This is a genomic window from Pseudomonas sp. XWY-1 (assembly GCF_002953115.1).
Lineage (GTDB): Bacteria > Pseudomonadota > Gammaproteobacteria > Pseudomonadales > Pseudomonadaceae > Aquipseudomonas > Aquipseudomonas alloputida.
On record NZ_CP026332.1, the window covers coordinates 3,011,057 to 3,035,705 of the forward strand.

General features: G+C 61.4%; 20 protein-coding genes and 1 pseudogene. 8 read left to right on the forward strand and 13 right to left on the reverse strand.

Annotated elements, in window-relative coordinates; genetic code table 11:
* Positions 1-46 precede the first annotated feature (46 nt).
* The 7 genes and pseudogenes from PRJ_RS13975 to PRJ_RS14005 all read right to left on the reverse strand — a co-directional run bounded on the left by PRJ_RS13975 (position 47) and on the right by PRJ_RS14005 (position 7,046).
* Positions 47-808, reverse strand: coding sequence for a 1,6-dihydroxycyclohexa-2,4-diene-1-carboxylate dehydrogenase (locus tag PRJ_RS13975; protein WP_104961731.1), 762 nt, complete (start codon positions 806-808; stop codon positions 47-49).
* A 191-nt stretch (positions 809-999) separates the two neighbouring features.
* Complete coding sequence (benC, locus tag PRJ_RS13980) at positions 1,000-2,010, reverse strand: benzoate 1,2-dioxygenase electron transfer component BenC (RefSeq protein ID WP_104961732.1); 1,011 nt, start codon at positions 2,008-2,010, stop codon at positions 1,000-1,002.
* 72 nt (positions 2,011-2,082) lie between these two features.
* The gene (gene benB, locus PRJ_RS13985) at positions 2,083-2,568 is read right to left on the reverse strand and encodes a benzoate 1,2-dioxygenase small subunit (RefSeq protein ID WP_004576276.1); all 486 of its coding nucleotides are present in this window, start codon (positions 2,566-2,568) and stop codon (positions 2,083-2,085) included.
* Entirely contained in the window at positions 2,565-3,923 is a 1,359-nt protein-coding gene (gene benA, locus PRJ_RS13990; RefSeq protein ID WP_004374325.1) for a benzoate 1,2-dioxygenase large subunit, read from the reverse strand. Before benA ends, benB begins: the two co-directional genes overlap by 4 nt.
* A gap of 83 nt (positions 3,924-4,006) precedes the next feature.
* Positions 4,007-4,734: pseudogene (locus PRJ_RS13995) on the reverse strand (RHS repeat-associated core domain-containing protein).
* A gap of 295 nt (positions 4,735-5,029) precedes the next feature.
* On the reverse strand, positions 5,030-5,986 hold the full coding sequence (gene benR, locus PRJ_RS14000; RefSeq protein ID WP_104961733.1) for a benABC operon transcriptional activator BenR: 957 nt from the start codon (positions 5,984-5,986) through the stop codon (positions 5,030-5,032).
* A gap of 298 nt (positions 5,987-6,284) precedes the next feature.
* Positions 6,285-7,046 carry a hypothetical protein gene (locus PRJ_RS14005; RefSeq protein ID WP_102885367.1) on the reverse strand — a complete coding sequence of 254 codons (762 nt, stop codon included), beginning with the start codon at positions 7,044-7,046 and terminating at the stop codon, positions 6,285-6,287.
* A gap of 324 nt (positions 7,047-7,370) precedes the next feature.
* On the opposite strand from PRJ_RS14005, the gene PRJ_RS14010 reads away from it, so the two are divergent.
* On the forward strand, positions 7,371-8,753 hold the full coding sequence (locus tag PRJ_RS14010; protein ID WP_104961734.1) for a hypothetical protein: 1,383 nt from the start codon (positions 7,371-7,373) through the stop codon (positions 8,751-8,753).
* A 75-nt stretch (positions 8,754-8,828) separates the two neighbouring features.
* On the opposite strand, the gene hisN is transcribed toward PRJ_RS14010, so the two are convergent.
* Entirely contained in the window at positions 8,829-9,620 is a 792-nt protein-coding gene (gene hisN, locus PRJ_RS14015; protein WP_104961735.1) for a histidinol-phosphatase, read from the reverse strand.
* A 125-nt stretch (positions 9,621-9,745) separates the two neighbouring features.
* On the opposite strand from hisN, the gene PRJ_RS14020 reads away from it, so the two are divergent.
* Both PRJ_RS14020 and PRJ_RS14025 read left to right on the forward strand, forming a co-directional pair.
* Entirely contained in the window at positions 9,746-10,636 is an 891-nt protein-coding gene (locus PRJ_RS14020) for a universal stress protein (protein ID WP_104961736.1), read from the forward strand.
* A gap of 257 nt (positions 10,637-10,893) precedes the next feature.
* Complete coding sequence (locus PRJ_RS14025) at positions 10,894-13,014, forward strand: TonB-dependent siderophore receptor (RefSeq protein ID WP_104961737.1); 2,121 nt, start codon at positions 10,894-10,896, stop codon at positions 13,012-13,014.
* A 31-nt stretch (positions 13,015-13,045) separates the two neighbouring features.
* Here the strand turns inward: PRJ_RS14025 and PRJ_RS14030 are convergent, their stop codons facing one another.
* The 3 genes from PRJ_RS14030 to PRJ_RS14040 form a co-directional block, all read right to left on the reverse strand.
* On the reverse strand, positions 13,046-13,567 hold the full coding sequence (locus tag PRJ_RS14030) for an acyloxyacyl hydrolase (protein WP_020193020.1): 522 nt from the start codon (positions 13,565-13,567) through the stop codon (positions 13,046-13,048).
* 253 nt (positions 13,568-13,820) lie between these two features.
* Complete coding sequence (locus PRJ_RS14035; RefSeq protein ID WP_104961738.1) at positions 13,821-14,264, reverse strand: hypothetical protein; 444 nt, start codon at positions 14,262-14,264, stop codon at positions 13,821-13,823.
* 126 nt (positions 14,265-14,390) lie between these two features.
* A complete protein-coding gene (locus tag PRJ_RS14040) occupies positions 14,391-15,257 on the reverse strand; it encodes a LysR family transcriptional regulator (RefSeq protein ID WP_004374302.1) in 867 nt (288 codons plus the stop codon).
* Between the two features lie 107 nt (positions 15,258-15,364).
* On the opposite strand from PRJ_RS14040, the gene PRJ_RS14045 reads away from it, so the two are divergent.
* Positions 15,365-16,750 carry an aldehyde dehydrogenase family protein gene (locus tag PRJ_RS14045; protein ID WP_104961739.1) on the forward strand — a complete coding sequence of 462 codons (1,386 nt, stop codon included), beginning with the start codon at positions 15,365-15,367 and terminating at the stop codon, positions 16,748-16,750.
* Between the two features lie 37 nt (positions 16,751-16,787).
* Here the strand turns inward: PRJ_RS14045 and PRJ_RS14050 are convergent, their stop codons facing one another.
* Both PRJ_RS14050 and PRJ_RS14055 read right to left on the reverse strand, forming a co-directional pair.
* Positions 16,788-18,698, reverse strand: a complete 1,911-nt coding sequence (locus PRJ_RS14050) for an AAA family ATPase (RefSeq protein ID WP_104961740.1) — start codon at positions 18,696-18,698, stop codon at positions 16,788-16,790.
* Between the two features lie 186 nt (positions 18,699-18,884).
* Positions 18,885-19,784 (reverse strand): helix-turn-helix domain-containing protein, encoded by a 900-nt coding sequence (locus tag PRJ_RS14055; RefSeq protein ID WP_104961741.1) that lies wholly within the window; start codon positions 19,782-19,784, stop codon positions 18,885-18,887.
* A gap of 184 nt (positions 19,785-19,968) precedes the next feature.
* On the opposite strand from PRJ_RS14055, the gene PRJ_RS14060 reads away from it, so the two are divergent.
* The 4 genes from PRJ_RS14060 to PRJ_RS14075 all read left to right on the forward strand — a co-directional run bounded on the left by PRJ_RS14060 (position 19,969) and on the right by PRJ_RS14075 (position 24,623).
* Positions 19,969-21,327, forward strand: coding sequence for a glutamine synthetase family protein (locus tag PRJ_RS14060; RefSeq protein WP_010954037.1), 1,359 nt, complete (start codon positions 19,969-19,971; stop codon positions 21,325-21,327).
* 80 nt (positions 21,328-21,407) lie between these two features.
* On the forward strand, positions 21,408-22,496 hold the full coding sequence (locus PRJ_RS14065) for a polyamine ABC transporter substrate-binding protein (protein ID WP_010954036.1): 1,089 nt from the start codon (positions 21,408-21,410) through the stop codon (positions 22,494-22,496).
* A gap of 13 nt (positions 22,497-22,509) precedes the next feature.
* The gene (locus tag PRJ_RS14070; RefSeq protein WP_104961742.1) at positions 22,510-23,805 is read left to right on the forward strand and encodes an FAD-binding oxidoreductase; all 1,296 of its coding nucleotides are present in this window, start codon (positions 22,510-22,512) and stop codon (positions 23,803-23,805) included.
* Between the two features lie 140 nt (positions 23,806-23,945).
* A complete protein-coding gene (locus PRJ_RS14075) occupies positions 23,946-24,623 on the forward strand; it encodes a DUF3313 domain-containing protein (protein WP_064492796.1) in 678 nt (225 codons plus the stop codon).
* Positions 24,624-24,649: the final 26 nt, after the last annotated feature.

Here is a 24,649-nt window from a genome sequence, read left to right on the forward strand (position 1 = left end):
CTCTTGTTTTTGTTGTGGAAGAAAGCTTTTGCCTTGAGGTTGCGGTTCAGCCGAGGTCGCCGCCCCCTACCGGCAGGGTCACACCGGTGATGTACGAGGCTTCGTCGGACGCGAGGAACAGAATGGCCCCCACCTGCTCGTCGATGCTGCCGTAGCGGTGCATCAGGCTGCTGTCGAGGGTCTGGTCGACGATCTGCTGGTACCAGTGCTTTTCCTGCTCGGTTTGCTCTGCACTGTTGCGCGGTACGCGCCGGGGCGGCGCTTCGGTGCCGCCGGGCGCAGTGGCGTTGACGCGGATGCCCCGGCCGGCGGTTTCGAAGGCCAGGCAGGCAGTGAGCGCGTTGACGCCCCCCTTGGCTGCGCCGTAAGGCACACGGTTGACGCCGCGGGTAGCGATGGACGAGACATTGACGATGGCGCCACTGCCACGTTCGAGCATGTACGGCAGCGCGGCGTGGCAGCACCACAGGGTGGGGAACAGCGAGCGGCGCACCTCGGCCTCGATCTGCTCGACTTCATAGTGTTCGAAGGGCTTGGCCCAGATGGTGCCGCCCACGTTGTTGACCAGGATGTCCAGGCGGCCATGGGTTTCCACCGCACTGGCCATGACCCGGGCGCAATCGGCGTGTTGTTCCAGGTCGGCGGTGAGGGTGAGCATGCCCTCGCCAGCCAGTTCGTGGACCAGCTCGGAACGGTCTACCGCCACCACTTGCGCGCCTTCAGCCTTCAGCCGCCAGCACACGCCCCGGCCGATGCCTTGGGCGGCACCGGTGACCAGGGCGACCTTGCCTTGGAATCTGTTGTTCATATGCAAATCTCCAGTTCGCGAGAGACCCTGTGGCAGCAATTGTCTTGCTCAAAGCCGGAAAGGCTGCGCGATCACTGTGGGAGCGGGCATGCCCGCGAACACGGGCGAAGCCCGCGCCATCCACCGCGCTGCCTGCTTCGCGGGCTCGCCCGCTCCCACAGGGTCGGCGTATTGCTTTGAATCAGGGGGCGTCAGGCCGCAGCCGCAAACTTCTCGTAGTAGAAGTTGGCCGGGGTAATGCCCTGCTCACGCACGTACTGGCTGACCGCTTCCACCATGGGTGGCGGGCCGCACAGGTACACATCCACATCGCCGTCATTGAGGTGGCGTGGCTCGATGTGCTGGGTGACATAGCCCTTCTGCGGGTACTGGCTGTCCGGGTTGGCGACGCAGGCGCTGTAGGTGAAGTTGGGGATACGTGCCGCCAGCGCTTGCAGGCGGTCGAGTTCGACTAGGTCAAAGTCGTTGGTCACGCCGTAGATCAGGTGCAGCGGGTGCTCGCTGCCCTGCTCGGCGATTTTCTCCAGCATCGCGGTGAACGGTGCCAGCCCGGTACCACCGGCCAACAGCAACAGCGGGCGCTGGATCGGCCGCAGGTAGAAGCTGCCCAACGGCCCGGCCAGGCTCAGGCTGTCGCCGGCTTTGGCAAGGTTGGTCAGGAAGCTGCTCATCAGCCCACCCGGTACGTTGCGGATCAGGAAGCTGACTTCGCCGTCCTTCTGCAGCGAGCTGAACGAGTAGGCCCGGCTCTGCTCGCTGCCCGGCACCTTCAGGTTGACGTACTGCCCCGGCAGGAAGGCCAGACGGCTCAGGGCCTCACCCTTGATCGACAGGGCAATGGTGCTGACTGACAGCTGGCGAACATCGCTGATGGCGGCCTCGAAAGTGGCCTGCTCGGTCTTGCACAGCTGCGACGAAGCCGGGATGCGGATGACGCAGTCGCTTTCGGCACGCATCTGGCACGTCAGCACGTAGCCTTCGGCGATTTCGTCTTCGCTCAAGGCGTCTTCGATGAAGTTGTCGCCAAGGTCATAACGACCGGACTCAGCCTTGCACTTGCAGGTCCCGCAAGCGCCATCACGGCAATCCAGCGGAATGTTTATGCCTTGGCGGTATGCGGCGTCGGCCACGGTTTCCTGACCGGTGGCTTCAATGAAACGGGTAACCCCGTCTTCGAAATTCAGTGCGATCTGGTAGCTCATGTTGCACCTCGCGGGCGAGCCGGGCCACGGCGCGTCACGAGACGCACCGGGCAATGCTCGAAAAACCCTGTATCAGATGTGGTAGATGTCGATGACCTGGCGGACGTAGTCGTTCTTCAGCACCACCTTCTTGGCCTTGATCAGCGGCTGCTCGCCGCGCAGGTCGAGGGTGTAGAAGCTGGTGCCGAAGTAACTGTCGGTGGTCTTGTAGCGGAAGCTCAGGGTGTGCCAGTTGAAGCGCACCTGGCAGCTGCCCTCGCCCTGCTCGACGATCTCGATGTTGCTGATGTTGTGCGAGGTGCGGGTGTCGGGCACGGTCGCACTGGAGCGCTCGGTCTTGATGCGGAACACACGGTCTTCCAGGCCGCCACGGTTGCCGTACCAGATCAGCGAAATTTCGCTTTGTGGGTCTTCGGTGAGGGTGTCGTCATCGTCCCAGCTCGGCATCCAGAAGCTGGCATCGCTGGCGTACAGTTCCAGCCACTGGTCCCACTGGGCATCGTCCAGGTAGCGCGCTTCGCGGTACAGGAAGTCGCGCACGGTGTCATACAGGCTCATTGCACGGCCTCCACGGGGATCAGCTGCTGTTCATCCTTGAGGGCCTGGATCATGGTGTCCTGCCAGTACTTGTGCTGCAGCACGAACAGGCCTTCGTCCTCGGTGCGCACGCCCGACAGCAGGGGTTCGAGTTCAATCTCCTTGGCCGCCTCATCGGCGCCTTCGACCCAGTGTTTCGCGCCGCGAGACATGTCGTTCCAGCCGGTGCCGCCGCCATAGCCAGTCTGGCACGAGCGGAATTCTTCCAGGTCGTCCGGGGTGGCCATGCCGCTGACGTTGAAGAAGTCTTCGTACTGGCGAATACGCTTGGCGCGGGCATCGGCGCTCTCGCCTTTCGGCGCGATGCAGTAGATGGTGATTTCGGTCTTGTTCACCGAAATCGGCCGGGCAACGCGGATCTGCGAGCTGAACTGGTCCATCAGGTACACGTTGGGGTACAGGCACAGGTTGCGCGAGTTTTCGATCATCCAGTCGGCACGTGCCTGGCCGAAATCGGCGGCCAGTTGGTCGCGGCGCTCATAGGCCGGGCGGTCTTCCGGGTTGGCCCAGCGGGTCCACAGCAGCAGGTGGCCGTGGTCGAAGGAATAGAAACCGCCGCCCTGCTTGGCCCAGGCGCCAGCACTCATGGTCTTGATCTCGTCACCCGCCTCGCGCTGCTTGCGCTGGTTCTGGGTGGCGGCGTAGTTCCAGTGCACGGAGCTCACGTGGTAGCCGTCAGCGCCATTTTCGGCGGTGAGCTTCCAGTTGCCTTCGTAGATATACGAGCTGGCACCGCGCAGCACTTCCAGGCCTTCAGGCGACTGATCGACGATCATGTCGATGATCTTCGCCGACTCGCCCAGGTGCTCGACCAGCGGCTTCACGTCGGCGTTCAGGCTACCGAACAAAAAGCCCCGGTACGACTCGAAGCGTGCCACCTTGGTCAGGTCGTGGGAGCCGTCGCAGTTGAAGCTGTCGGGGTAGCCGGCGTTGCTGGGGTCTTTCACCTTCAGCAGTTTGCCGCTGTTGTTGAACGTCCAGCCGTGGAACGGGCAGGTATAGCTGGAACGGTTTCCGCGCTTGTGCCGGCACAGCATGGCACCGCGGTGGCTGCAGGCGTTGAGGAAGGCATTGAGCTCACCGTCCTTGTTGCGCGCGATGAAAATCGGCTGGCGCCCCATGGTCAGGGTGAGGAAGTCATTCTTCTCGGGGATCTGGCTTTCGTGGGCCAGGTAGATCCAGTTGCCCTCGAAGATGTGTTTCATCTCCAGGTCGAACAGCCGTGGGTCGGTGAACATCTCCCGCTTGCAGCGGTAGATGCCCTTTTCACGGTCGTCCTCGAGCATGGCATTGAGGTAGTCGAATCCCAGGGACATGGCCAGGGTCTCCCTTGTTATTGTTTAGACCTGGTCAGGTTAGGGAGACGGCTGGCGGGGGACTATCCGGATTGTGCAGAACGTTATCCAGATTTACGGATGTTCGGTACTTTTTCGGTCGCTTGAGAAAATGGCAATGCTTCAAACAACTCGCGCTTTTCTAAAAATCCTTTTGCAGCTATCAGGTGTCGATCAACCCATTGTTTGATACTTAACACCTCCTGCAATGTCTCCCGGGCTGCTTGGGTATCCACCGGGAGACGTTCCTTTTCAAAGTGCTTTACTGCCAGATCAAAACGATTTGCTCTGCTTTGGAGCCAGCCAGCAGCTCGCTTTAGTCGCTGTACGTCATTTGGGTGCCACGATTGGTTTCTTTTGGCGTGTTTTATCCTGGCTGGGAGGGTACTGTCGAATTCATCCACTGCCTTCTGCACACCGAGGGTTTTCAAGGCCGGAGCTTTTTGACCCCACTGATATGATGCAGCCGAGCGAAGTCCCCATCGCTTGGTAAATAAACCGCCCGCAATGAAGCTACTGGGCGGATAGACAACGGGACCACTTGGAACGTGACCACTTGGATCCACTTTGTTCACTGGATCACCCTTGCAATAACAATACGCATTGCCCCCCCATCACCGAACGGGCTCAAGCTGTCTGGCGCATTGAACCGCATCAGCACCGGGCTGAATGCGCGATATCCATCGCCCAGCAAATAGTGCCCCGTGAGAGTGTCTTTCCGCTGGCCGGTGAATCGCAACAACGCTGATGCATCAGTATTTTGGCTGTCCCAGCCATACGCCGTGTAGTGCATCCGGTTCGTTGCATTTCGCCCAATGCATCCCTGAACCGAGCCTTGTAGATCCGCTGCGTAAAGCGCTGCCTGGACATCATCACGCTGCGCCAGCGTCCGGCCTGCTGCGCGCACCAAAGCCGAAGCTTCTGCGCCAACATATTTGACCAGCGAAAGTCCTTCGGGAGCGTAGAAATAAATTTGTTTCTGCGACTGCTGCATGGCTGTCACCATTCGTCCGGCATAGAACTAATGGTGGTTTAAGAGCAAAGCGCTCGCAACTGGCAGAAATGCCAGGTCTACAAGCCAAACGCCGTCACGCGCGCCGCTTGAATGTCTGTGAAGGCAACTCGCCAAACTGCTGCCGATAAACCTCGGAAAACCGCCCCAGATGAAGGAAACCGTAATCCAGGGCCAGTTCCGTCACACTGCGCACGCCACAAGTAGGGTCGCTCAGGCAGGCATGCACCCGGTCCAGTTTCCGCTGGCGCACGTAATGCTTGGGCGTGGTGCCCAACTGCTGATCAAACAAGGCATATAACGAGCGCAAACTCATGCAAGCCTGCTCCGCCAGCACTTCAGCCGACAATTCCAGTTTCAGGTTGCGTTCGATGTAATCAAGAATGCGCTCTAGCCCGGCCTGCGGGGCACTGAGGCTCTCGCGGCGGATATTGGTGCTCATCAGGGTCAGCAGCTTGCTGGCGACAATCTGGCTGTAATGGCCCTGCACCCTGGGCAGCGAATCGCTCACTTCCGCCTCATGACAAACCATGGCCAGCAGGTTCACGAAGCCATCCAGCTCATCCAGCCGGTAATGATTGCGCAAGAACCGCACGCCCCCATCAGGCCGCTGCCAGCGCTGTTCATCGCAGATCGAGTCCAGCAGCCGGGTTGGCACCTTGAGGATGAACTTCTCGCAGTCTTCCGAGTAAGTCAGGTCAACCGGGTCGTCCGGGTTGATCAGCAGCAATTCGCCCGGCACCAGGTGCTGCTCGCGCTTGTGCCCGCGCCACAGGCAGTTGCCATTGAGCAAGACTTGCAGGTGGTAGATGGTTTGCAGCGCAGGCGACGTCACGCGAACACTGCCGCCATAGCTGATACGGCACAGGTCGAGCTCGGCAAACTTGCGATGGCTGAGGCTGGCCTGGGGGTGGGTAGTACGGGACAGACCGATGCAATGCTGGCCTACATGCTGGTTCACATAATCGGACACAGCGTAAGGATCGGCGTGGTGAAACACGCTACTGCGCTCGCTCAGCAGGCGGCTTTCCATAGGCAAGGCACTCGGTATCGTTATTGTTCTGGTCGCCGCGCCCTACCGCCTTGTGGGCTGTGGTTGCGGTCATCACGGTCATTCTATCGGGCTGGCAGCGCGTCGCAGTGGCAGGCGACAGCCGGCGGACAGGGACACTACAGCAAAAAGGCGGGTGTTGGGCAATGCAACGATGGGATTGGCCGGGCGGATAGCGGACAGGTCCGGCGTCATGCGTGTTCGTTTATCGAACAGTACCTCCGGTACTCGCGTGGCCTGCACGTGACGGCGGACCAGGCGCTCCTGCAACGACCGTCATTCACTGCACCGGCAGGAAGTTCATCAGCAACAGGCTCTGCGCGTAATTCAAGCCTATGCGCCGATAACGTTCATCCAGCAACTCGGCCAGCAAATCCAGCCGCGCGACGATCTTGCCGAACTCAACGGCAAAACTCAGATTGCTGCCCTCCTCCGAGATCTCGTTCGAGAACAGCAGCAACACCCCATTGGCATCTTGCCGCTGGCTGAGCATCCATGTTGCCTTTTCGATATTGCGCGCGGCGTTGTTGACGAACAGGGGGTCGATGGTATCGGTCATGTAGAACTCGGTACGCCCCCCATGCGCGGTGATCAGCATGCTGCCGATGGCGTAGATGAAGGCGCCGACCCGGTCCCCGCGAAACTCCGGGCTCAGGGCGTAGCTCAATGCCGCCAGGTCACGGCGGTTGCCCAGTTGTGGCAGCGGCCGGCGCTGTTCGATGGCAATGCGGATCTGTCGCTCGGCGGTTGCGGCGTCCAGGTAGCCAGACATCTTCCACTGGCTGGGGTTGCGCAGGTACAGCTTGTTCATCAGCAGGTACAGGCTTTGCAGGTTGTCGCGCATCGACAGCGTGGCCAGGCGGTCGACGCTGGTCTGGAACAGCTCGCTGGGTTTGCCGTTGCCGAGCTGGTTGACCATGTCACGGCCCTGCTGCTGCGTACAGGCGCACAGGCATGCGAGGGCACCTGTCAGTAGCAGGCGGGGAAAGAAATTGGAGTCGGTTAAAGCCATCGGCACAGGTTCGAAATTCGGCGGCCACATTGGAGATAAATAGGGCCCGGCCAAGCATAGAGCCCGGAAAATGGAAAAAGTGCACTGCGGTGGGAACAATGAACCTGACGTTGATAGCAAGTCTCGGTTTCAGTGTTGATGCAGCCAGGGGTACGCCACGACGGCTTTTCCTCCCTGCGGCGCGATCCAGCACCAACGACGCGTAAATGACTGTTGCACTGACCTTAACCGGCCCATTTGGCGATAGACCGGCTTCAGCAGCCCCGGCAGGTCACTCCCGTTACCTGGTAAATCTGACAGTACTCCAGCCTGCCCGAATGAGTCGATACTCTGCGCTCAAACGGAGGAAATCCCATGAGCACACGTATTTATAAAGCGGGTGAACTGGATCTCGAGTTCGGCGATGAGGGTTACGCCAAGCTACCGGAACCACCCAACGCCCTACATACGCCCTCGTCCTATGCCTGGACAATTGACTCAGCGGGCCGAATGATCTGGACCGCCGGTACCGCCATCGATAACAAGCTCTTCTACTATTGGACAACGCTGGATGCAAAGGGCGTTTGGCAACCCAAGCCCGGATTCGTCGAAATCGAAGACTCCCCTATAGATCCCGCGCTTTCCAATGAACAAAAAATTTATTTCCTCACGCCCGCGACAGCCGAAGGGAATTCGACCTTCATCACCTGCTCCCAATGTAATATATTGGAAAATGACGACCGGCTCTATTACGCCGCTATCGGGCACTTTCAAAACAACTTCACCCCCCTTGACGGCTTCGGCACAAAAGGCATGATAGTGGTTCGACCTGACGGCCATCCCACTTCGACAACTCCGCCCAGCACTGCCATTGCACATCGCCGTTCGGAAGCAAACTGTCTCAGCGATGCCAGTACTCCAGAGCAGCTGCAACGAGAAGACAGAGGTCGCGCAATGGCGCCAGCCACCCGTAGCGTACTGTTCGGCAATACGATCAAAACCTTGTACGCTTCTTCGCTTGATTCGCAACCGAACCAGACAGTCTGGCTTGCTTTGCATGATGCACAGACAGGCGTGCCAGTCGCCGGGCTCGGGCCGGATGGAAGTCGGAGCCAATGGCAGATTAAAAATTTTTTTGACAGTGATAGCCTATTCGTACCTGAAGGATGCCATTTCTTCGAGGACGGCGGATTCGCCCTGGTAGGCACTGAAGCGGGCGAAAGCATTGTCGCCAGATACAAAAGCAATGGGCAACTGGATCTCGATTTCAACAAAGTCGGGTTCATAAGGCTGAGTGCCCACACCATACAGCTTGGCGCGGATGAAGACAGAATCGTTATCGCGGTGAGCACACCTTTAATAACCGAACCCGTGAAGCTGTTGCTCCAAGTCTATGATAAGCACACAGGGGCGCTGGATACGACCTTCAACGAAACCGGGACGCTAAGTATAAAAATTGATCTCGGCATGATGATAAAAGGGATTGGTACACAAAATGTGATCATTGGGCAAACCGGTGACATCTACATCGCCGGAAACCTGTTTTACTATGATGGCCCTGCAATGTCGGATCGTGGCATCGTTCACAGAGTCACCCGCGACGGAAAACTGGACGTCAGCTTCGGGTCGGGAGGCCGCTACGTATTTCCCGATAAAGTGACTAAATTAGAAGAGGCGCAGTTACGGCCCGACGGCCTCCAGTTCGTTGCACTACTGGATGAAAATGCCGGTTACTGCGCCATGAAACTGTTGATCTGATCGCCATTGAAGCAAGGAACAAGCCATTGCATGACTCGCAGTGGCTTGTCACATGCAGCGGTCATGCCAGCAATTTCATTGTGCCTGGCGCAGCATCTCCAGCACCTGCGCATGCAGCGCAGGGTCACCACAGGCCACCACGCACCCGCCATCCTGCGCCGAACTGCCATCCCACGCCGTGATCACGCCACCCGCCCCTTCGATGATCGGCATCAGTGCCTGTACGTCATACGGCTGAAGGCTCGCTTCGACAATCACGTCGACAAAACCCGAGGCCAGCATGCAGTAGGCATAGCAGTCACCGCCGTACCGCATCAATCGCGCCTTGCCGGCGACCGCTTCGAATGCCGCCTTGCGCTCGGCGGTGTCGAACATGTCCGGCGTGGTGCACATCAGCGTGGCGGCAGACAGGTCAACGCAGGCACGCGTCTTCAGGGGCGTGCCACTGCGCCAGGCGCCTGCCGGGGTACCCACGAAACGTTCGCCGGTGAACGGCTGGTTCATCACCCCCAGCACGGGGCGGGTACCGTCATTCAGGGCAATCAAGGTGCCCCACAATGGCAAGCCGGTAATGAAGGCGCGGGTGCCATCGATCGGGTCCAGCACCCAGGTCAACGGGCTGCTGCCCACTGCAATGCCGGCTTCTTCGCCAAGAATGCCGTGTTCGGGATAACGCGCTTGGATCAACTCACGCATGGCGTCTTCAGCGGCCTTGTCGGCCACGGTCACCGGGTCGTACAGACGCCCGCCCTTGTCCTCGACATCCAGGCTGGCGCGGAAGTACGGCGCGATCGCTGCAGCGGCAGCATCGGCCAATTGCTCGGCAAAGGCGCGATACTCAACGATCTGTTCAGCACTCAGGGACATGGGACGGGCCTCGTGACAATGATGGGGCACGCATCATACCCGACACATCGCCCCGGTGTACGCTGCGGCGGTCTAGACTGAACATGATCAGGTCACCGGGGGGCTGCCACACGTGGAGGTGTGCGATGAGCCAGTTCAAACGTCTGTTCGTCATGCTCGGCCCGCAAATGCGTCATACGCCTGCGCTGCAACGCGCGGCGGCGTTGGCAGAGTCCAGCGGTGCCCTGCTGGATATCAATGTGTTCGTCGACGACGTCGACACCTTTGGCTTGATGAGCGATGGTCGTGAGCGTGAGCGGCTGCTCAGCGACAACCGCCAATGGCTGGCGGATGAGGCCGAACAGCTGAGCGATGCCGGTGTGGACGTGTCCACCGAGCTGTTGTTGACCCGCGACCCGCTGGGCAGCGTACTGGAACGGGTCGAACGGCTGGGCTGCGATCTGCTGGTCAAGGACGTACAGCACGAGCCCGTACTCAAACGCCTGCTGGTCACGCCGCTGGACTGGCAGTTGCTCAAGGACAGCCCGGTCGCCGTGCATCTGGTCAGCGACATTCGCCTGCCCCTGCCACGGCAGATCGCCGCCGCAGTGGATCTGAATAGCCATGGCGCTGGCGAGCACCTGGACGAGCAGGTCATCCACTGCGCCCACGACCTGGCCCTGCAGTGCAACGCCGAACTGCACCTGCTGCATGTGTGCGACGCGGCCAAGACCCACATCGCCGACTTCGGCGCCGGTACGGTCACCATGCCCGGCTTCGACAGCAGTGTGCGAACCGCGCAGCGGGCGGCGTTCAACCGCCTGGGCGACCATCACCAGATCCCGCTGGAGCGCCGGCACTTCCTCGAAGGGGCCGCAATCAGGGCCATTGCCCAGTTCGTCGGCCACAACAGGGTGGACGTGATCGTCATGGGCAGCCACCGGCATGACACCATGCAGACATTCCTCGGCGGGACAACGGCGCATGTGCTGGAACACCCGCTGTGCAATGTGTTGGCGATCAAGGCTGTTCGCTGAGCTTCAGCAGGCTGCCCCAGGGGCCAGGCAGGAATAACCTTGTACTGCGAAGAGGCACTTGCACCCACAGAGCAGCTTCTAACCTGTCGGCCCCTTCGCAGTGCCCTGCAGGCACTGTTGTCACTGACGCTATATCTTCGCTGGTATCTGGTACACCAGTGCCACTCAAAATTAATGCATTTGATAATGATTCGTAGTATGTTCGCGGCGTTTCCCGACCCAGCCCCTCAGCGCCCTATTCAAGGACCGTACTGTCGATGCGCCGCACGTTCGTTTCGCTTTGTGTGCTTCATGCTGTCTCCCCGCTGGCCTTTGCCGAGCCTGAACCGCTCAGCGACCCTAACCAGATCGAACTCCAGGCCCTGAGCATCACCAGTACTGCCGACGGTGAACGCGCCGACGGCCCGGTCGATGGCTACAAGGCCACCCGCTCGGCCAGTGCCACCCGCACCGACACGGCGCTGCACGAAACCCCGCAATCGGTCAGCGTGGTGCCCAAGGATGTGCTGGTAGACACGGGCGCCACGCGCCTGCAGGACGGCCTGGACTACGCCGGTGGTGTCGGCCGCGCCAACAACTTCGGCGGCCAGGGCCTGACAACCTTCACTGTGCGTGGCTTCACGACCGGCGAGTTCTATCGCAACGGCTTTCCGATCAACCGCGGCTACCCCAACGCCCCGGATGCCAACACCGTCGAGCGCCTGGAGGTCATCCGTGGCCCGGCCAGCAGCCTGTACGGCCGTGGCGACCCCGGCGGTACGTTCAACGTGGTCAGCAAGCAGCCGTTGCCGGAGTCCAAGGTCACCCTTGGCAGCCAGTTCGATGACCAGGGCATGCACCGTGCCACCCTCGATGCCACCGGACCGCTGAGCCAGGACGGCTCGCTGGCCTACCGCCTGAACGTACTGGGTGAAGGCGGCGACAGCTTCCGCGACGATGTCGAAAGCGAACGCTACGATGTCGCCCCGGTCATCAGCTGGCAGGTCAATGACGCCACGAAGATCACCTTCGAAGGCGATTTCATGCGCAACAACCACCCCCTCGATCGCGGCCTGACCCGCTACCCCACCCAGACCGGCAGCGCCTCGCGCGATACCTACATCTGGGAGAAAGGCAGCGACAACCTGCTGCATAACGACAACAACATGGCGCAGCTGCGTTTCGAGCACCTGCTCAATGACAATTGGTCGCTGGCTGGCGGGTTCCAGTTCCTCGATGGCTCACTCAAGGGCAACGCTGTCGAAGCCGACGGCGCACCGGCAGATGGACGCACGCTGCAGCGCAACTTCAACTACCGCAAGCTGGAGTGGACCGACCGCGACTGGCAGCTGAACCTGACCGGGCATTTTGACACCGGCAATTTCAGCCATACCTTGTTGACCGGGGTCGAATACGAAAACTACGACTACAACTCGATCATCCAGCGTTCCTCGGCAGCCTACCCGATCGACATCTACAACCCGGTACTGGGCCAGCCGCGTCCGGCCCTGAACCGCACCACCACCTGGGACAAGGAAAACCTGCAGACGTGGGCGTTCTTCATTCAGGACCAAGTGGCCCTGACCGAGCGTTTGAAGGCATTGGCAGGCGTGCGCTTCGAGCGTTTCGAGCATGACTATGACAACAAGCTGAACAATGCCGGCGATTTCAGCAAGGGCGAAAACGGCGTCACACCCCGCCTTGGCTTGATCTACGACCTGACCGATACCCTGGCGGTCTACGCCAACACCGCACGTTCGTTCAAACCCAATACGGGCACGCCGGCCAGTGGCGGTGGTTTCGACCCGGAGAAGGGCAAATCTTACGAGCTGGGTGTGAAATGGGAGTCACTCGACCGCCAGTTGAGTGTCGACGCGGCGATCTACCATATCGTCAAGGAGAACGTCCTGACGCGCGACCCGGTGAATACCAACTACAGCTTGGCCGCCGGGGAAGTGCGCAGCCGCGGGCTGGATATCAACATCGCCGGCAATATCACGCCTGAGTGGCGGGTAATCGGTGGCTACGCCTATGTCGATGCCGAAGTTACCAAGGACAACCGCCTGCCGACGGGTACGCGACTGGCCAACATCCCGCGCAACAGCTTCAGCCTGCTCAACACTTATGAGTTCCAAGACGGTTTTGCCAAAGGTGTTGGGTTAGGACTTGGGGTGAAGTATGTGGATGACCGCAATGGTCAGACCGAGGCGGTCACCTACAACATGGACCAGTACACCGTGGTTGACCTGCTGACGTTCTACAAGGTCAACGAACACGTGCGGTTGAACCTGGACGTGAAAAACGTGTTCAACAAGGGGTATGACGAGGGCGCGTTCAACAGCTACGTATACCCCGGCGCACCGCGTACGGTGCAGGCCGGCGTTTCCTATACCTTCTGAATTGCCGGGGCCGCGCAGTGGCCCCGTAATTTCAGAACGCTGTGCTGTAGAACAGCGAGTACGACTCTATGCCGTCGTTTGGCTGCTTTATCCCGGCGTTGGAGTAGTGCATGGCACGGATGCCTACCTTCTGTTCTCCCGGCAACTTCAGGCCAAAGCCGATACGGTCTTCAAAGTTGACCGCCGACCCCAGTCGTTGGTCGCCCACGTCGGTCTTTGAAAACGCTGCCAGGCCAATGCCTGCCTCGATGTAAGGCGTGTAGGTAAAGCCGCTGAACTCATACGTGAACACCGGGCTGAACGACAGCGAATGCGCACCACTGGCATCGCCACCTTCCCAATAGGTGTAGGCCGCATCCCAGTAACCGCTCACATGGCCGGTGCTGCTTTCCAGCCATTTTTTGTCCCAGTCGAACGACATGCCGATACGGTAAGTCATGTCACCTTGGCCGGTGGCGCCCACGGCGCCAGATATCTGCGCAGCCTGGACCAGATCGGCCCCGGCAAAGGCCAGCACTGCTACGGCCAGCGAAGCTGCTAGACGGGTTTTCATCAACGACTCTCCTGATGGTCTACACGGCAAGCGGGGGCTTGGGCCCCTCGATGTTTTGCGCTGACCGGTGCATCCAGACCGGTCATACGAAGTAATACTTTTCTGATTATTGTCCAGATAATCAGAAAGTTGGAAGTGTATTGCCACTATTGGCTAAATCACTTGGTAAAGATGTGCCTGCCGGGCACAGGAATTCGCGAGGCGTGACCTGACCCCAGGTAGGAGTACAGGCGTACTCCTGCCCGACTTTTCATCAACGCCAGTTAAGGTTAACGGTGGTGGGCGCCTTGCCCGTGACGGTCGCCCACTGCTGCACCGCCTGGCCTTGGGCATTGCCAATGACCTTGTATTTGCCGGGAGACAATTGCACATACAGCAGCGGCCCGGCATCGCTGACACTGAGTACGGGCTGGCCCTGGGCATTCTGGATATCGACGGTGGCCCCGCTCTGGAACTTGCCTTCCGGGCCGGTCGAAAGCTCTACGTGCAGGTCATAACCCGTGGTCTTGCGCAGGGCATTGGCCTCGTCCTGGCCGATACCGCCCTGCAGGTAGCGCACGCCATTCTGCTCCTGCGGTTGCAACTGCACGGCCTGCATGTCGATGGGGGCATTGAGGTCGGCAGCGGCGGCCAGGGTCCATGGCAGGGCCAGGGTGATCAGCAAGGCAGCGCCGAGCGCATAGTGATGGTTACGCATGGTACGACCCTCCTTTCGAGGATGGCTTACCTATTATCTGATCCTCCCAGCGAAAGGGTGTTCGTGCTGATGCCTGGTCATGGCGGTGAAATTCACTTCAGAAAATCAGGTTATCTAGTGAAAACATCAGCTTGCGCGGCCTTCTTCAAGCAACTTCACGAACATGCTCAAACTGCGCGAGACCGTACCTCGTCGCCAGACCAGCCAGGTTTTCAGATAGCGGAAGTCCTCCGACATTGGCCAGGCGCTGACGGTGCTGCACCCGGGCATATTGTCGAGCATGCTGCGCGGCAGCATGGCCAGGCCGGCACCCGCACTGACGCAGGCCAACATACCGTGGTACGACTCCATTTCGTGAATCTTGCCCGGTACCGCCTGGTCCTGCACGAACCAGTTTTCGAAGTGATGGCGGTATGAACAGTTGGCGCGGAAGGCGTAGATGCTTTCACCGTTCACGTCCTGGGCGCGGGTCACCGGTGTATGGTTGAGCGGCGCAATGACCATCATCTCTTCCTCGAACACCGGTATGCCCTCCAGCGTCGGGTGCAGCACCGGGCCGTCGACGAACGCCGCCACCAGGCGGCCAGACAACACGCCTTCGAGCATGGTCCCGGAAGGCCCGGTGGACAGGTCAAGGTCAACCTTGGGGTAGCGTTGGTTGTAGGCGGCCAGCAACGCCGGAATGCGCACCGCCGCCGTGCTTTCCAGCGATCCGAGGGCAAAGGTGCCCTGCGGGTCTTCACCCGCCACGGTCAGCCGCGCCTCATGGACCAGGTCGAGGATGCGCCGGGTGTATTCGAGGAAGTTCCAACCCGCAGGCGACAGGCGCAGGCGGCTCTTTTCCCGAATGAACAGTTCTACACCCAGGTCCTCCTCCAGTTGCTTGATGCGCGTGGTCAGGTTCGACGGCACCCGATGGATGTGCTGCGCGGCGGCGCTGATGCTGCCCTGCTCTGCCACGGCCTTGAAGATCTCCAGTTGCACCAGGTCCACAGGCATTCTCCAAACGTGAATGTTTCGCTCATTATTATTCAGTTTTCATTAAAGCCATAGCCCACTAGTCTGGCCTCATTGATTAACAACAACGAGAGTGTCCCGCCATGAGCGCGATCAGCAGCCTGACCCACGCCATCTCCCTCGACCCGTACAGCGGCGAGCAGATTGGCGCCTACCCGTTCGACACCGACGCCGCACTGGAAGCGGCGCTGCAACGTGCCAAGGTTGGCTACCGCCAGTGGCGCCAGGTGTCGCTGGGTCAGCGCAGCGAGTACCTGCTGGCCCTGGCCGGCACCCTCGAAGCCAAGGCTGAAGCTTTCGCGCACATGATCAGCCGCGAAATTGGCAAGCCGATCGCCCAGGCTCGCGGTGAAGTCAGCAAGTGTGTGGGCCTGTGCCGCTGGTACGCCGAGCACGGCCCGGCCATGCTCGCCGCCGAGCCGACCCAGGTCGAAAAAGCCCGTATCGAATACCGCCCGCTGGGCCCGATCCTGGCCGTGATGCCGTGGAACTTCCCGGTCTGGCAGGTGCTGCGCGGCGCCGTGCCGGCGATTCTGGCGGGTAACACCTACGTGCTCAAGCACGCACCGAACGTAATGGGCAGCGCCTACCTGATGGGTGAGCTGTTCAAGGATGCCGGCCTGCCGGAAGGCGTGTTCGAAGTGTTGAACGTGACCCCGGATGGCGTCACCCGCGCCATCAACGATCCGCGCATCGCCGCCGTGACCCTGACCGGCAGCGTGCGTGCCGGCATGGCGATTGGTGCACAGGCCGGTGCCGCGCTGAAGAAGTGCGTGTTGGAGCTGGGTGGCTCCGATCCCTTCATCGTGCTGGCCGATGCCGACCTGGATGCTGCCGTCCAGGCCGCGGTGATAGGCCGCTACCAGAACACCGGCCAAGTGTGCGCCGCCGCCAAGCGCCTGATCGTGGAAGCCAGCATCGTCGACGCGTTCACCCACAAGTTCGTTGAAGCCACTCGCCAGCTGAAAGTCGGAAACCCGCTGGAGGACGACACCTATATCGGCCCGATGGCCCGCTATGACCTGCGCGACGAGTTGGATGGCCAGGTTCAGGCGACGTTGGCCGAAGGCGCCACGTTGCTGCTGGGCGGCAACAAGGTCGAAGGCGTGGCCAACTTCTACGCACCGACCGTGTTCGCCAATGTCACCCCGGACATGACCGCGTTCAAGCAGGAGCTGTTCGGCCCGGTAGCGGCGATCATCACTGCACGCGATGCCGACCATGCCGTGGAACTGGCCAACGACAGCGAGTTTGGCCTGGCCTCGACCATCTACACAGCCGACTACGCGCTGGCCGAACGCATGACCGCCGCGCTGGACACCGGTGGCGTGTTCATCAACGGCTACTGCGCTTCCGATCCCCGCGTGGCGTTTGGTGGCGTGAAGAAGAGTGGTTTCGGCCGTGAGCTGTCGCACTTTGGTGTGCGCGAGTTCACCAATGCCCAGACCGTGTGGCTGGACCGTAACTGATTCATGACCCTGGGGCTGCTTTGCAGCCCCAGCTGCGTCAATCCCGAACCTGGTCCTTGACCCAGTCCAGCATCCCCCCCGGCACGATCAGTTCATGCCGCGCCCGCGAACAGGCGGTATATAACCCCGCCAGCATACGCGCCCGCTCATTGCGGTTACCCGCCACCTGTGGCGCCACCATCAGCTCCGGCGACACCATCACCCGGGCAAACTCCATGTTCTTCACATCACGTACTCGCCCCAGGAACAGCTTCGGCGCCTTGTCCCAGCGGTAGCGGCTCTTGGCCTTGGCAAAGTGCTCCGGCGTGTAGCCTTTGCGCAGCATGTTGGCCACGGCGACGAACGCTTTGTCATCGCCCTTGTCCTGTTCCAGCGCCTGCCAGCTGGCATAGCGGAACAGCATCGGGTGGCGCGGCCGGGTGCCGTAGCGGTACAGCTCGATGCAGTCCTCGACGAACAGCTCAAAGTCCTTGCGAGCGCTTTTCAGCAACAAGAACGGTACCCCCTGATGCGTCAGGCGCTGGAACCAGCCAAACAGGCCCCATTCATCATCGACGATAAGCGCCGTGGGCTGTTCCGGCACCATCACCGTATCGAAGAAACTGACCCGGGTGTAGTGCTCGGCGTTGCCACTGAAGGCCGCCTGGATCGTGGCCGGGTGCGCCTGGATCAGCGGGTTGAGCACATTGTCCATTGCCGGCCCGGCGCGCAGTGAATGGTCGATGCAGCGTTGCCGGATGAAGCTGCCATGGTGCGGGCTGAGGCCGTTGAGGTTTTGCAGTTCGTCACCCAGGGTAATGATCGACTGCGGACTGCGATCGAGTACCGCCAGCATCGGTGCCGACAGCTCGTGGGCTTCGTCGACGATGACATGGGTATAACGGCTGTCGATGACATGCTCGGTCAGCGACAGCAGCTTGACCCGGTGGTAGTCACGCACCGGCAGCTGAATGTCCCGCGCCGACGGGCGAATCAGCTCTTGCCAGTACAGGCGTGCCTTTTCCAGCAGCACCTCCTGATCCAACGGCGAGGTGCCAGGCCCGGCCCAGGGCAAGTGGTGCAGCTGAAGCTGGGTATCGGCACTGTGGCAGAACGTGCGCACGGCGCGGATGCACAAGGCAACCACGTCACGCGCTGCGAGCGGGCCGATATCAGGGATGGCCAGCCAGCGCACCACTTGCGCTTCCTGGGGGCGCCAGGACAGCTTGGTGCGGTACGGATCGCGCAATCGCCAGCCGTTGCTGGTGAGGTCACGGTTGAGCAGCTCGTCAGCCAGTTGGCCGAAGGTCAGCGCGGTATAGGCGGCAGCGTCCTTGACCCGCGCCTGCAGCGCGCGCAACTGGCCTTCAGTCAAGGCCAGCAGCAAGGTGCGCTGTGGCTCCAGCAGCCGGGCGAACTGGTGAATCAGGAAGGTCTTGCCGGTGCCGGCGAAACCTTGCACAGCCACAGACTCGTCGATGCCACTGAGGAATTCGCGCAGCAGGCGGTTCTGCTGGTCGCTGAGCATCAAATCACTGGCCAGCGACGGCAGGTACACCGGGTGCAGCGGCGTGGCCCGTTGGCGGTAGCGGTCGGCGAACTGGAAGTTCCACTGGCCTTCGTCATCCAGCCATTCGTCCGCCTGGTACTGCACTTCGGCCGACAGCAGTGCAATGCCATTTTCGCCCAGCATGCCCAGGCCCATGGCGAACGCTTCGCGATCGAATTGCTGCGCTACCTGGGCCTGGAAGCGCCCAGGGGCGACACCTTCGACTTCGTTGGCGATGCGCACGATTTCGGCGAAACGACGCTCCTGCGCGTCGGCCGAGGCGGTGGCAGGCTGGCGTGGCAGGTTTTGCACGAACAGCACGGTAGCAGCATCGACAACACTGGCGGTGGTGAAGAACTCGGTAACGGCCGCGCTGGCGAGGCGGTCGGCCTGGTCGCTGGGCAAAGGCAGGTAGAACATCGGCACCTCGGGTGAAATCAGGGCGGCACGATAGCAACTTTTGGCGTGGAATGCTGGGTTCAGTGTTGCCTGGGCTGGCCGCTTCGCGGACTTGCCCGCGCCCCAGGCAACGTGCGATTCACGAAACCATGCTGGTGCTGTGGGAGCGGGCGAGCCCGCGAAGAGGCCGGCAGCCCCGCCTCCACCTCAAACCCTGCAGCGCTTCAATGTTTCACTGGGAAACTCCTTGAACAACTGCCGGTAACTCTCTGAAAACCTTCCTAAATGCCAGAACGACCAGCGCATCGCCACCTCGGCCACGGTCACGCCGCCACCGCGCAACAGATCACGCCGCGCACCGTTGAGCCGGCGCAGGCGCAGCCAGTGCGCCGGCGGCATGCCGGTAAACGCCTTGAACGCCTGCTGCAACTGGCGCAGGGAAACCCCAGCCACGTCTGCCAGCTCAAGCAGGTTCAGCGTCTCTTCCGGGCAGTCGGCCGCCCATTCGCTGACCCGGTGCATGATCGCCCTTTCCTCGTCCCGCCGCCCCAGGGCCACGCCCTGTAAACGCTGGCTGGCGTTGTCGAGAATGAACAGGCAGTCCTCCAGCAGCTGCTCAGCCAGGGCCTGCCCTTGCAACGGGCAACCCTCCTCGCCCAACCGGGTCAAGGTGGCGCTGAGCCAGCTGCCGAACAGCGCATTCTGGCCGCTGCCCAGTGGCACCATGAACAACCCTTCCAGGCGCTGCGGGTCCAGCCCATGGCGGGCCAGGAAGGCCTGGTCGAACACGACCGCCACCTCCTGGTAGTTCTCCGGCGTGATCCAGATATTGCGGCTTTGTTCGTTCAGCAGGTACAGGCTGTTCTCGCTGCGGTCGAAGCAAAACGCCAGCGAGCCGCTTGGCGCGCGGAAAAACTGCTCCACCCGGGTGTTCAGGCGCTCTTCGTACACCTCCACACCCTCCAGCCCCAGACACCGCAGCTCACCGCTGAAGTACCCGGGCGACATCTGCCGGTACTGCTGCTGCCAGCCAGGGGTGGCGCGCACTTGCTCGGTGACGTCAGTGGTGTGGAAAGCCTGGACCTTCAACGCATTGGCGGTTGTCACACATCGTCCTGTATGCACTCTTTTGGTGCATTCGATACTGAAGAAAGTGGATAGATCGCCCCGGGGGGGCTGCGCCCAAGATAGTCTCCAGCGCGTCACCTGGGAAGCGTAACGCCTTCGCAACTGTTCAACGGTTTTCGCAAGCGCCCACGCTCCCCCACTAAAACCCAACCAAGAGGTCTGTATGAACGCCCCCTTCGATCAGCTGTCCACCTGGCTGAAAGAACACCGGATCACCGAAGTCGAATGCGTGATCAGCGACTTGACCGGCATCGCCCGCGGCAAGATTGCGCCTACCGCCAAGTTCCTCCATGAGCGAGGCATGCGCCTGCCAGAAAGCGTGCTGCTGCAGACGGTCACCGGCGACTACGTCGACGATGACATCTATTACAACCTGCTCGACGCCGCCGACATCGACATGGTCTGCCGCCCTGACCCCACTGCCGTTTACCAGATCCCGTGGGCGATCGAGCCAACCGCGATCGTGATCCACGACACCTTCGACAAGCAAGGCAACCCTATCGAGCTTTCGCCACGCAACGTGCTGAAGAAGGTGCTCAAGCTGTACGCCGACAAGGGCTGGCAGCCAATCGTCGCACCCGAGATGGAGTTCTACCTGACCAAGCGCTGCGAAGACCCGGACTTGCCACTGCAGGTGCCACTGGGGCGTTCAGGCCGTGCTGAAAGTGGCCGTCAGTCGTTCTCGATCGACGCCGCCAACGAATTCGACCCACTGTTCGAAGACGTCTACGACTGGTGCGAGATCCAGGGCCTGGACCTGGATACGCTGATCCACGAAGACGGCCCGGCGCAGATGGAGATCAACTTCCGCCACGGCGACGCGCTGGACCTGGCCGACCAGATCACCGTGTTCAAGCGCACCATGCGCGAGGCCGCGCTCAAGCACAACGTGGCCGCCACGTTCATGGCCAAGCCGATCACCGATGAACCCGGCAGTGCCATGCACCTGCACCAGAGCGTGGTCGACATCGCCACTGGCAAACCGATCTTTGCCAACGAAGACGGCAGCATGAGCCAGCTGTTTTTGCATCACATCGGCGGCTTGCAGAAGTACATCCCCAAGCTGCTGCCGATGTTTGCGCCCAACGTCAACTCGTTCCGCCGCTTCCTGCCGGATACCTCGGCACCGGTCAACGTCGAGTGGGGCGAAGAAAACCGCACGGCCGGCCTGCGCGTGCCCACCTCCAGCCCTGAGGCGATGCGGGTGGAAAACCGCCTGCCGGGCGCCGATGCCAACCCGTACCTGGCCATCGCTGCCAGCCTGCTGTGCGGCTACCTGGGCATGGTCGAGCAGATCGACCCTAGCGCACCGGTGCAGGGCCGCGCCTATGAACGCCGCAACCTGCGCCTGCCGATCACCATCGAAGATGCGCTGCAGCACATGGAAGACTGCGAAACCGTGCAGCAGTACCTGGGCAAGCAGTTCGTCCAGGGCTACGTGGCGGTCAAGCGCGCCGAGCACGAGAACTACAAGCGCGTCATCAGCTCGTGGGAGCGTGAATTCCTGATGCTGAGTGTCTGATCCACCGCGGGGGTGCTTTGCACCCCATGCACAGGCAAGCCTGCTCCGAACTCGAAGAACAAGACCAACGAGGTGTTCCCATGCGTCATCTGCAAGCCCTGATCCCCGCTGCATTCACCCTGCTGTTCGCCACCACCACCCAGGCCGCGCCCACGGTCAGTGTGTACAACTGGACCGACTACATCGGTGACACCACCCTGGCCGACTTCCAGGCCAGCAGCGGAATCAAGGTGGTCTATGACGTGTTCGACTCCAACGAAACCCTTGAAGGCAAGCTGTTGGCCGGGCGTACGGGTTATGACGTGGTGGTACCGTCCAACCACTTCCTCGCCCGCCAGGCCCAGGCCGGCGCCTTCCTGCCGCTGGACCGCAGCAAGCTGCCGAACTGGCAACACCTGGACCCCAAACTGCTCAAGCAACTTGAACAGAACGACCCCGGCAACCAGTACGCCGTGCCTTACCTGTGGGGCACCAATGGCATCGGCTACAACGTCGACAAGGTCAAGGCGGCACTGGGTGTGGACCATATCGACTCGTGGGCAGTGCTGTTCGAGCCCGAAAACCTGAAAAAGCTCAAGCAGTGCGGCGTGGCATTCATGGACTCGCCCGACGAGCTGTTCCCGGCCGTGCTCAACTACCTGGGCATGGACCCGCGCAGCGAAAAACCGGGCGACTACGCCAAGGCCGAGGCCCGCCTGCTCGAACTGCGCCCCTACATCACCTACTTCCACTCCTCCAAGTACGTCTCTGACCTGGCGAACGGTGATGTCTGCATCGCGTTCGGCTACTCCGGCGACGTGTTCCAGGCTGCCAACCGCGCCGTAGAGGCGAAAAACGGCGTGAAGGTCGCCTACAGCATTCCCAAGGAAGGCAGCAACCTGTGGTTCGACCTGCTGGCCATCCCCAAGGACGCCAACAACCCCGAGCAGGCCCTGGCGTTCATCAACTACCTGCTCGACCCCAAAGTGATCGCCAAGGTCAGCGCCACGGTCGGCTATGCCAACGCCAACCCGGACGCCAAGGCCTACATGGATGCATCGCTGGTGAACAACCCCGAGATCTACCCACCCCAGGAGGTGCTGGACAAGCTGTACATCTCCAGCACCCCGAGCCCGAAAATCATGCGCGTCATGACCCGCTCCTGGAGCAAGATCAAGTCCAACCGCTGAGTCGAGAACGCTCATGTCTTTCAATACCCAACACACTGCCTCGTACTACGCCGCCACAGCGCGCGACGCGGCACCCTACCCCAGCCTGGACAGCGAACTGACGGCCGACGTATGCGTGATCGGCGGCGGCCTGACCGGGGTCAATACCGCCCTGGAGCTGGCCGAGCGCGGCCTCTCGGTGGTACTGCTGGAAGCCCGACGCATCGGCTGGGGCGCCAGTGGGCGCAATGGCGGCCAGCTGATTCGCGGTATCGGCCATGATGTCAGCGGCTTTGCCCGGCATGTCGGCCAGGACGGTGTGCGCTACCTGAAGCAGGCCGGCATCGACTCAGTGGAACTGGTGGCCGAGCGCATCGCCCGCTACGGCATTGCCTGCGATCTGCGCTGGGGCTTCTGCGAACTGGCCAACACCACGGCGCAGTTCGCCGCCTTCAAGGAGGAACAGGACGACCTGGCCGCCCTGGGCTATCGCCATGAGACACGCCTGGTCAGCGCCGGGCAGTTGAACGAAATCGTCGCCAGCGACCAGTACGCTGGCGGCCTGGTCGACATGGGCTCGGGACACCTGCACCCACTTGATCTGGTGCAGGGCGAAGCCCGCGCGGCCCACAGCCTGGGCGTGCGCATTTTCGAGCAAAGCCCGGTGCTGCGCATTGAGCACGGGCCCAGGTTGACGCTGCACACGGCGCGCGGCAAGGTGCGCGCAAGCAGCCTGGTGCTGGGCTGCAACGCTCACCTGGATGAACTGGAACCGCGCCTGAGCGGCAAGGTGCTCCCGGCCGGCAGCTATGTGGTGGCCACCGAACCCTTGCCCGAAGCACTGGCCAGCAGCCTGATCCCGCAGAACATGGCGCTATGCGACCAGAAGGTCGGCCTGGACTACTACCGCCTTACCGCAGACCGCCGCCTGCTGTTCGGCGGCGCCTGCCACTATTCCGGGCGCGACCCTAAAGACATCGGCGCGTACATGCGGCCGAAGGTATTGAAGGTGTTCCCGCAACTGGCCAACGTGCGCATCGACTACCAGTGGGGTGGCATGATCGGTATCACCGCCAACCGTTTCCCCCAGGTCGGGCGCCTGAACCAGCACCCTAACGTGTATTACGCCCAGGGCTATTCCGGCCACGGGCTGAACGTGACGCACTGGACGGCGAAACTGCTGGCCGAAAGCATCGCCCTCGGCCACAGCCGCGGCCTGGATGTGTTCAGCGCCGTGCCGCACCTGACCTTCCCCGGCGGCAAGGCCCTGCGCTCCCCCCTGCTGGCACTGGGCATGTTGTGGTACCGCTTGCGTGAGGCCCTGGGTTGAGTGGGCAGCAACGTTTGCAGCGCCCCTCAGGGCGAGCCACGCACTGTGTTCTTTTCAAAGAGGATTGCCCCGTCCACTGGCCAACTGCCTCGCACCTGCTAGCGTTGTTGAGGCCGACCTCTCATGGATGCCTTTTCATCATGAAATCATTGCCTCGCATTACCCTGTTGTGCGCCGCGCTGCTTGCCGTGGCCGCCTGCTCCAGCAACCGCGTGGACCCCAAGGATTACTCCGGCTTCCTCAAAGACTACAGCCGGCTGCAAGAGGCCAAGAGCCCGTCGGGTGACCCGGTGATGCGCTGGATCGACCCCAAGGTCAATATCAATCAATACAGCCAGGTGTTCGTCGAGCCAAGCCAGTTCTACCCCAAGCCGCAGCCCACAGCTGTTATCTCGCAGCAGACGCTGCAGGAAATCACCCGCTACTTCAACGAGGCCCTGCGCCGCGAAATGGGCAGCGTGATGCCTTTGGCCAAGGGGCCTGGCCCGGGCGTGATCGTGGTGCGCCCGGCGATCACGGCAGTGTCCACCAGTAACGAGGGCCTCAGGCCTTACGAGGTGATCCCTATCGCGCTTATCGCGGCGGGAGTGAATACCGCCATGGGTGGCCGTGACCAGGACGTGGATGTCGGTGTGGAGGCAGCGTTCCTGGACGGTGCCAGCCAGAAGGTACTGGCCCAGGTGGTCCGCAAGGGCGCGGGCCAGGAGCTGGAGAACGATACCCAGAAGCTGACCTTGAATGACGTCAAGCCGGTGCTCGATGGTTGGGCCAAGGACATGCGTGCGAGCTTCCTGGCAGCGAAGCAGAAAGGCCGCTGAGTCAGCGCTGACCCAACAGGTCAGCG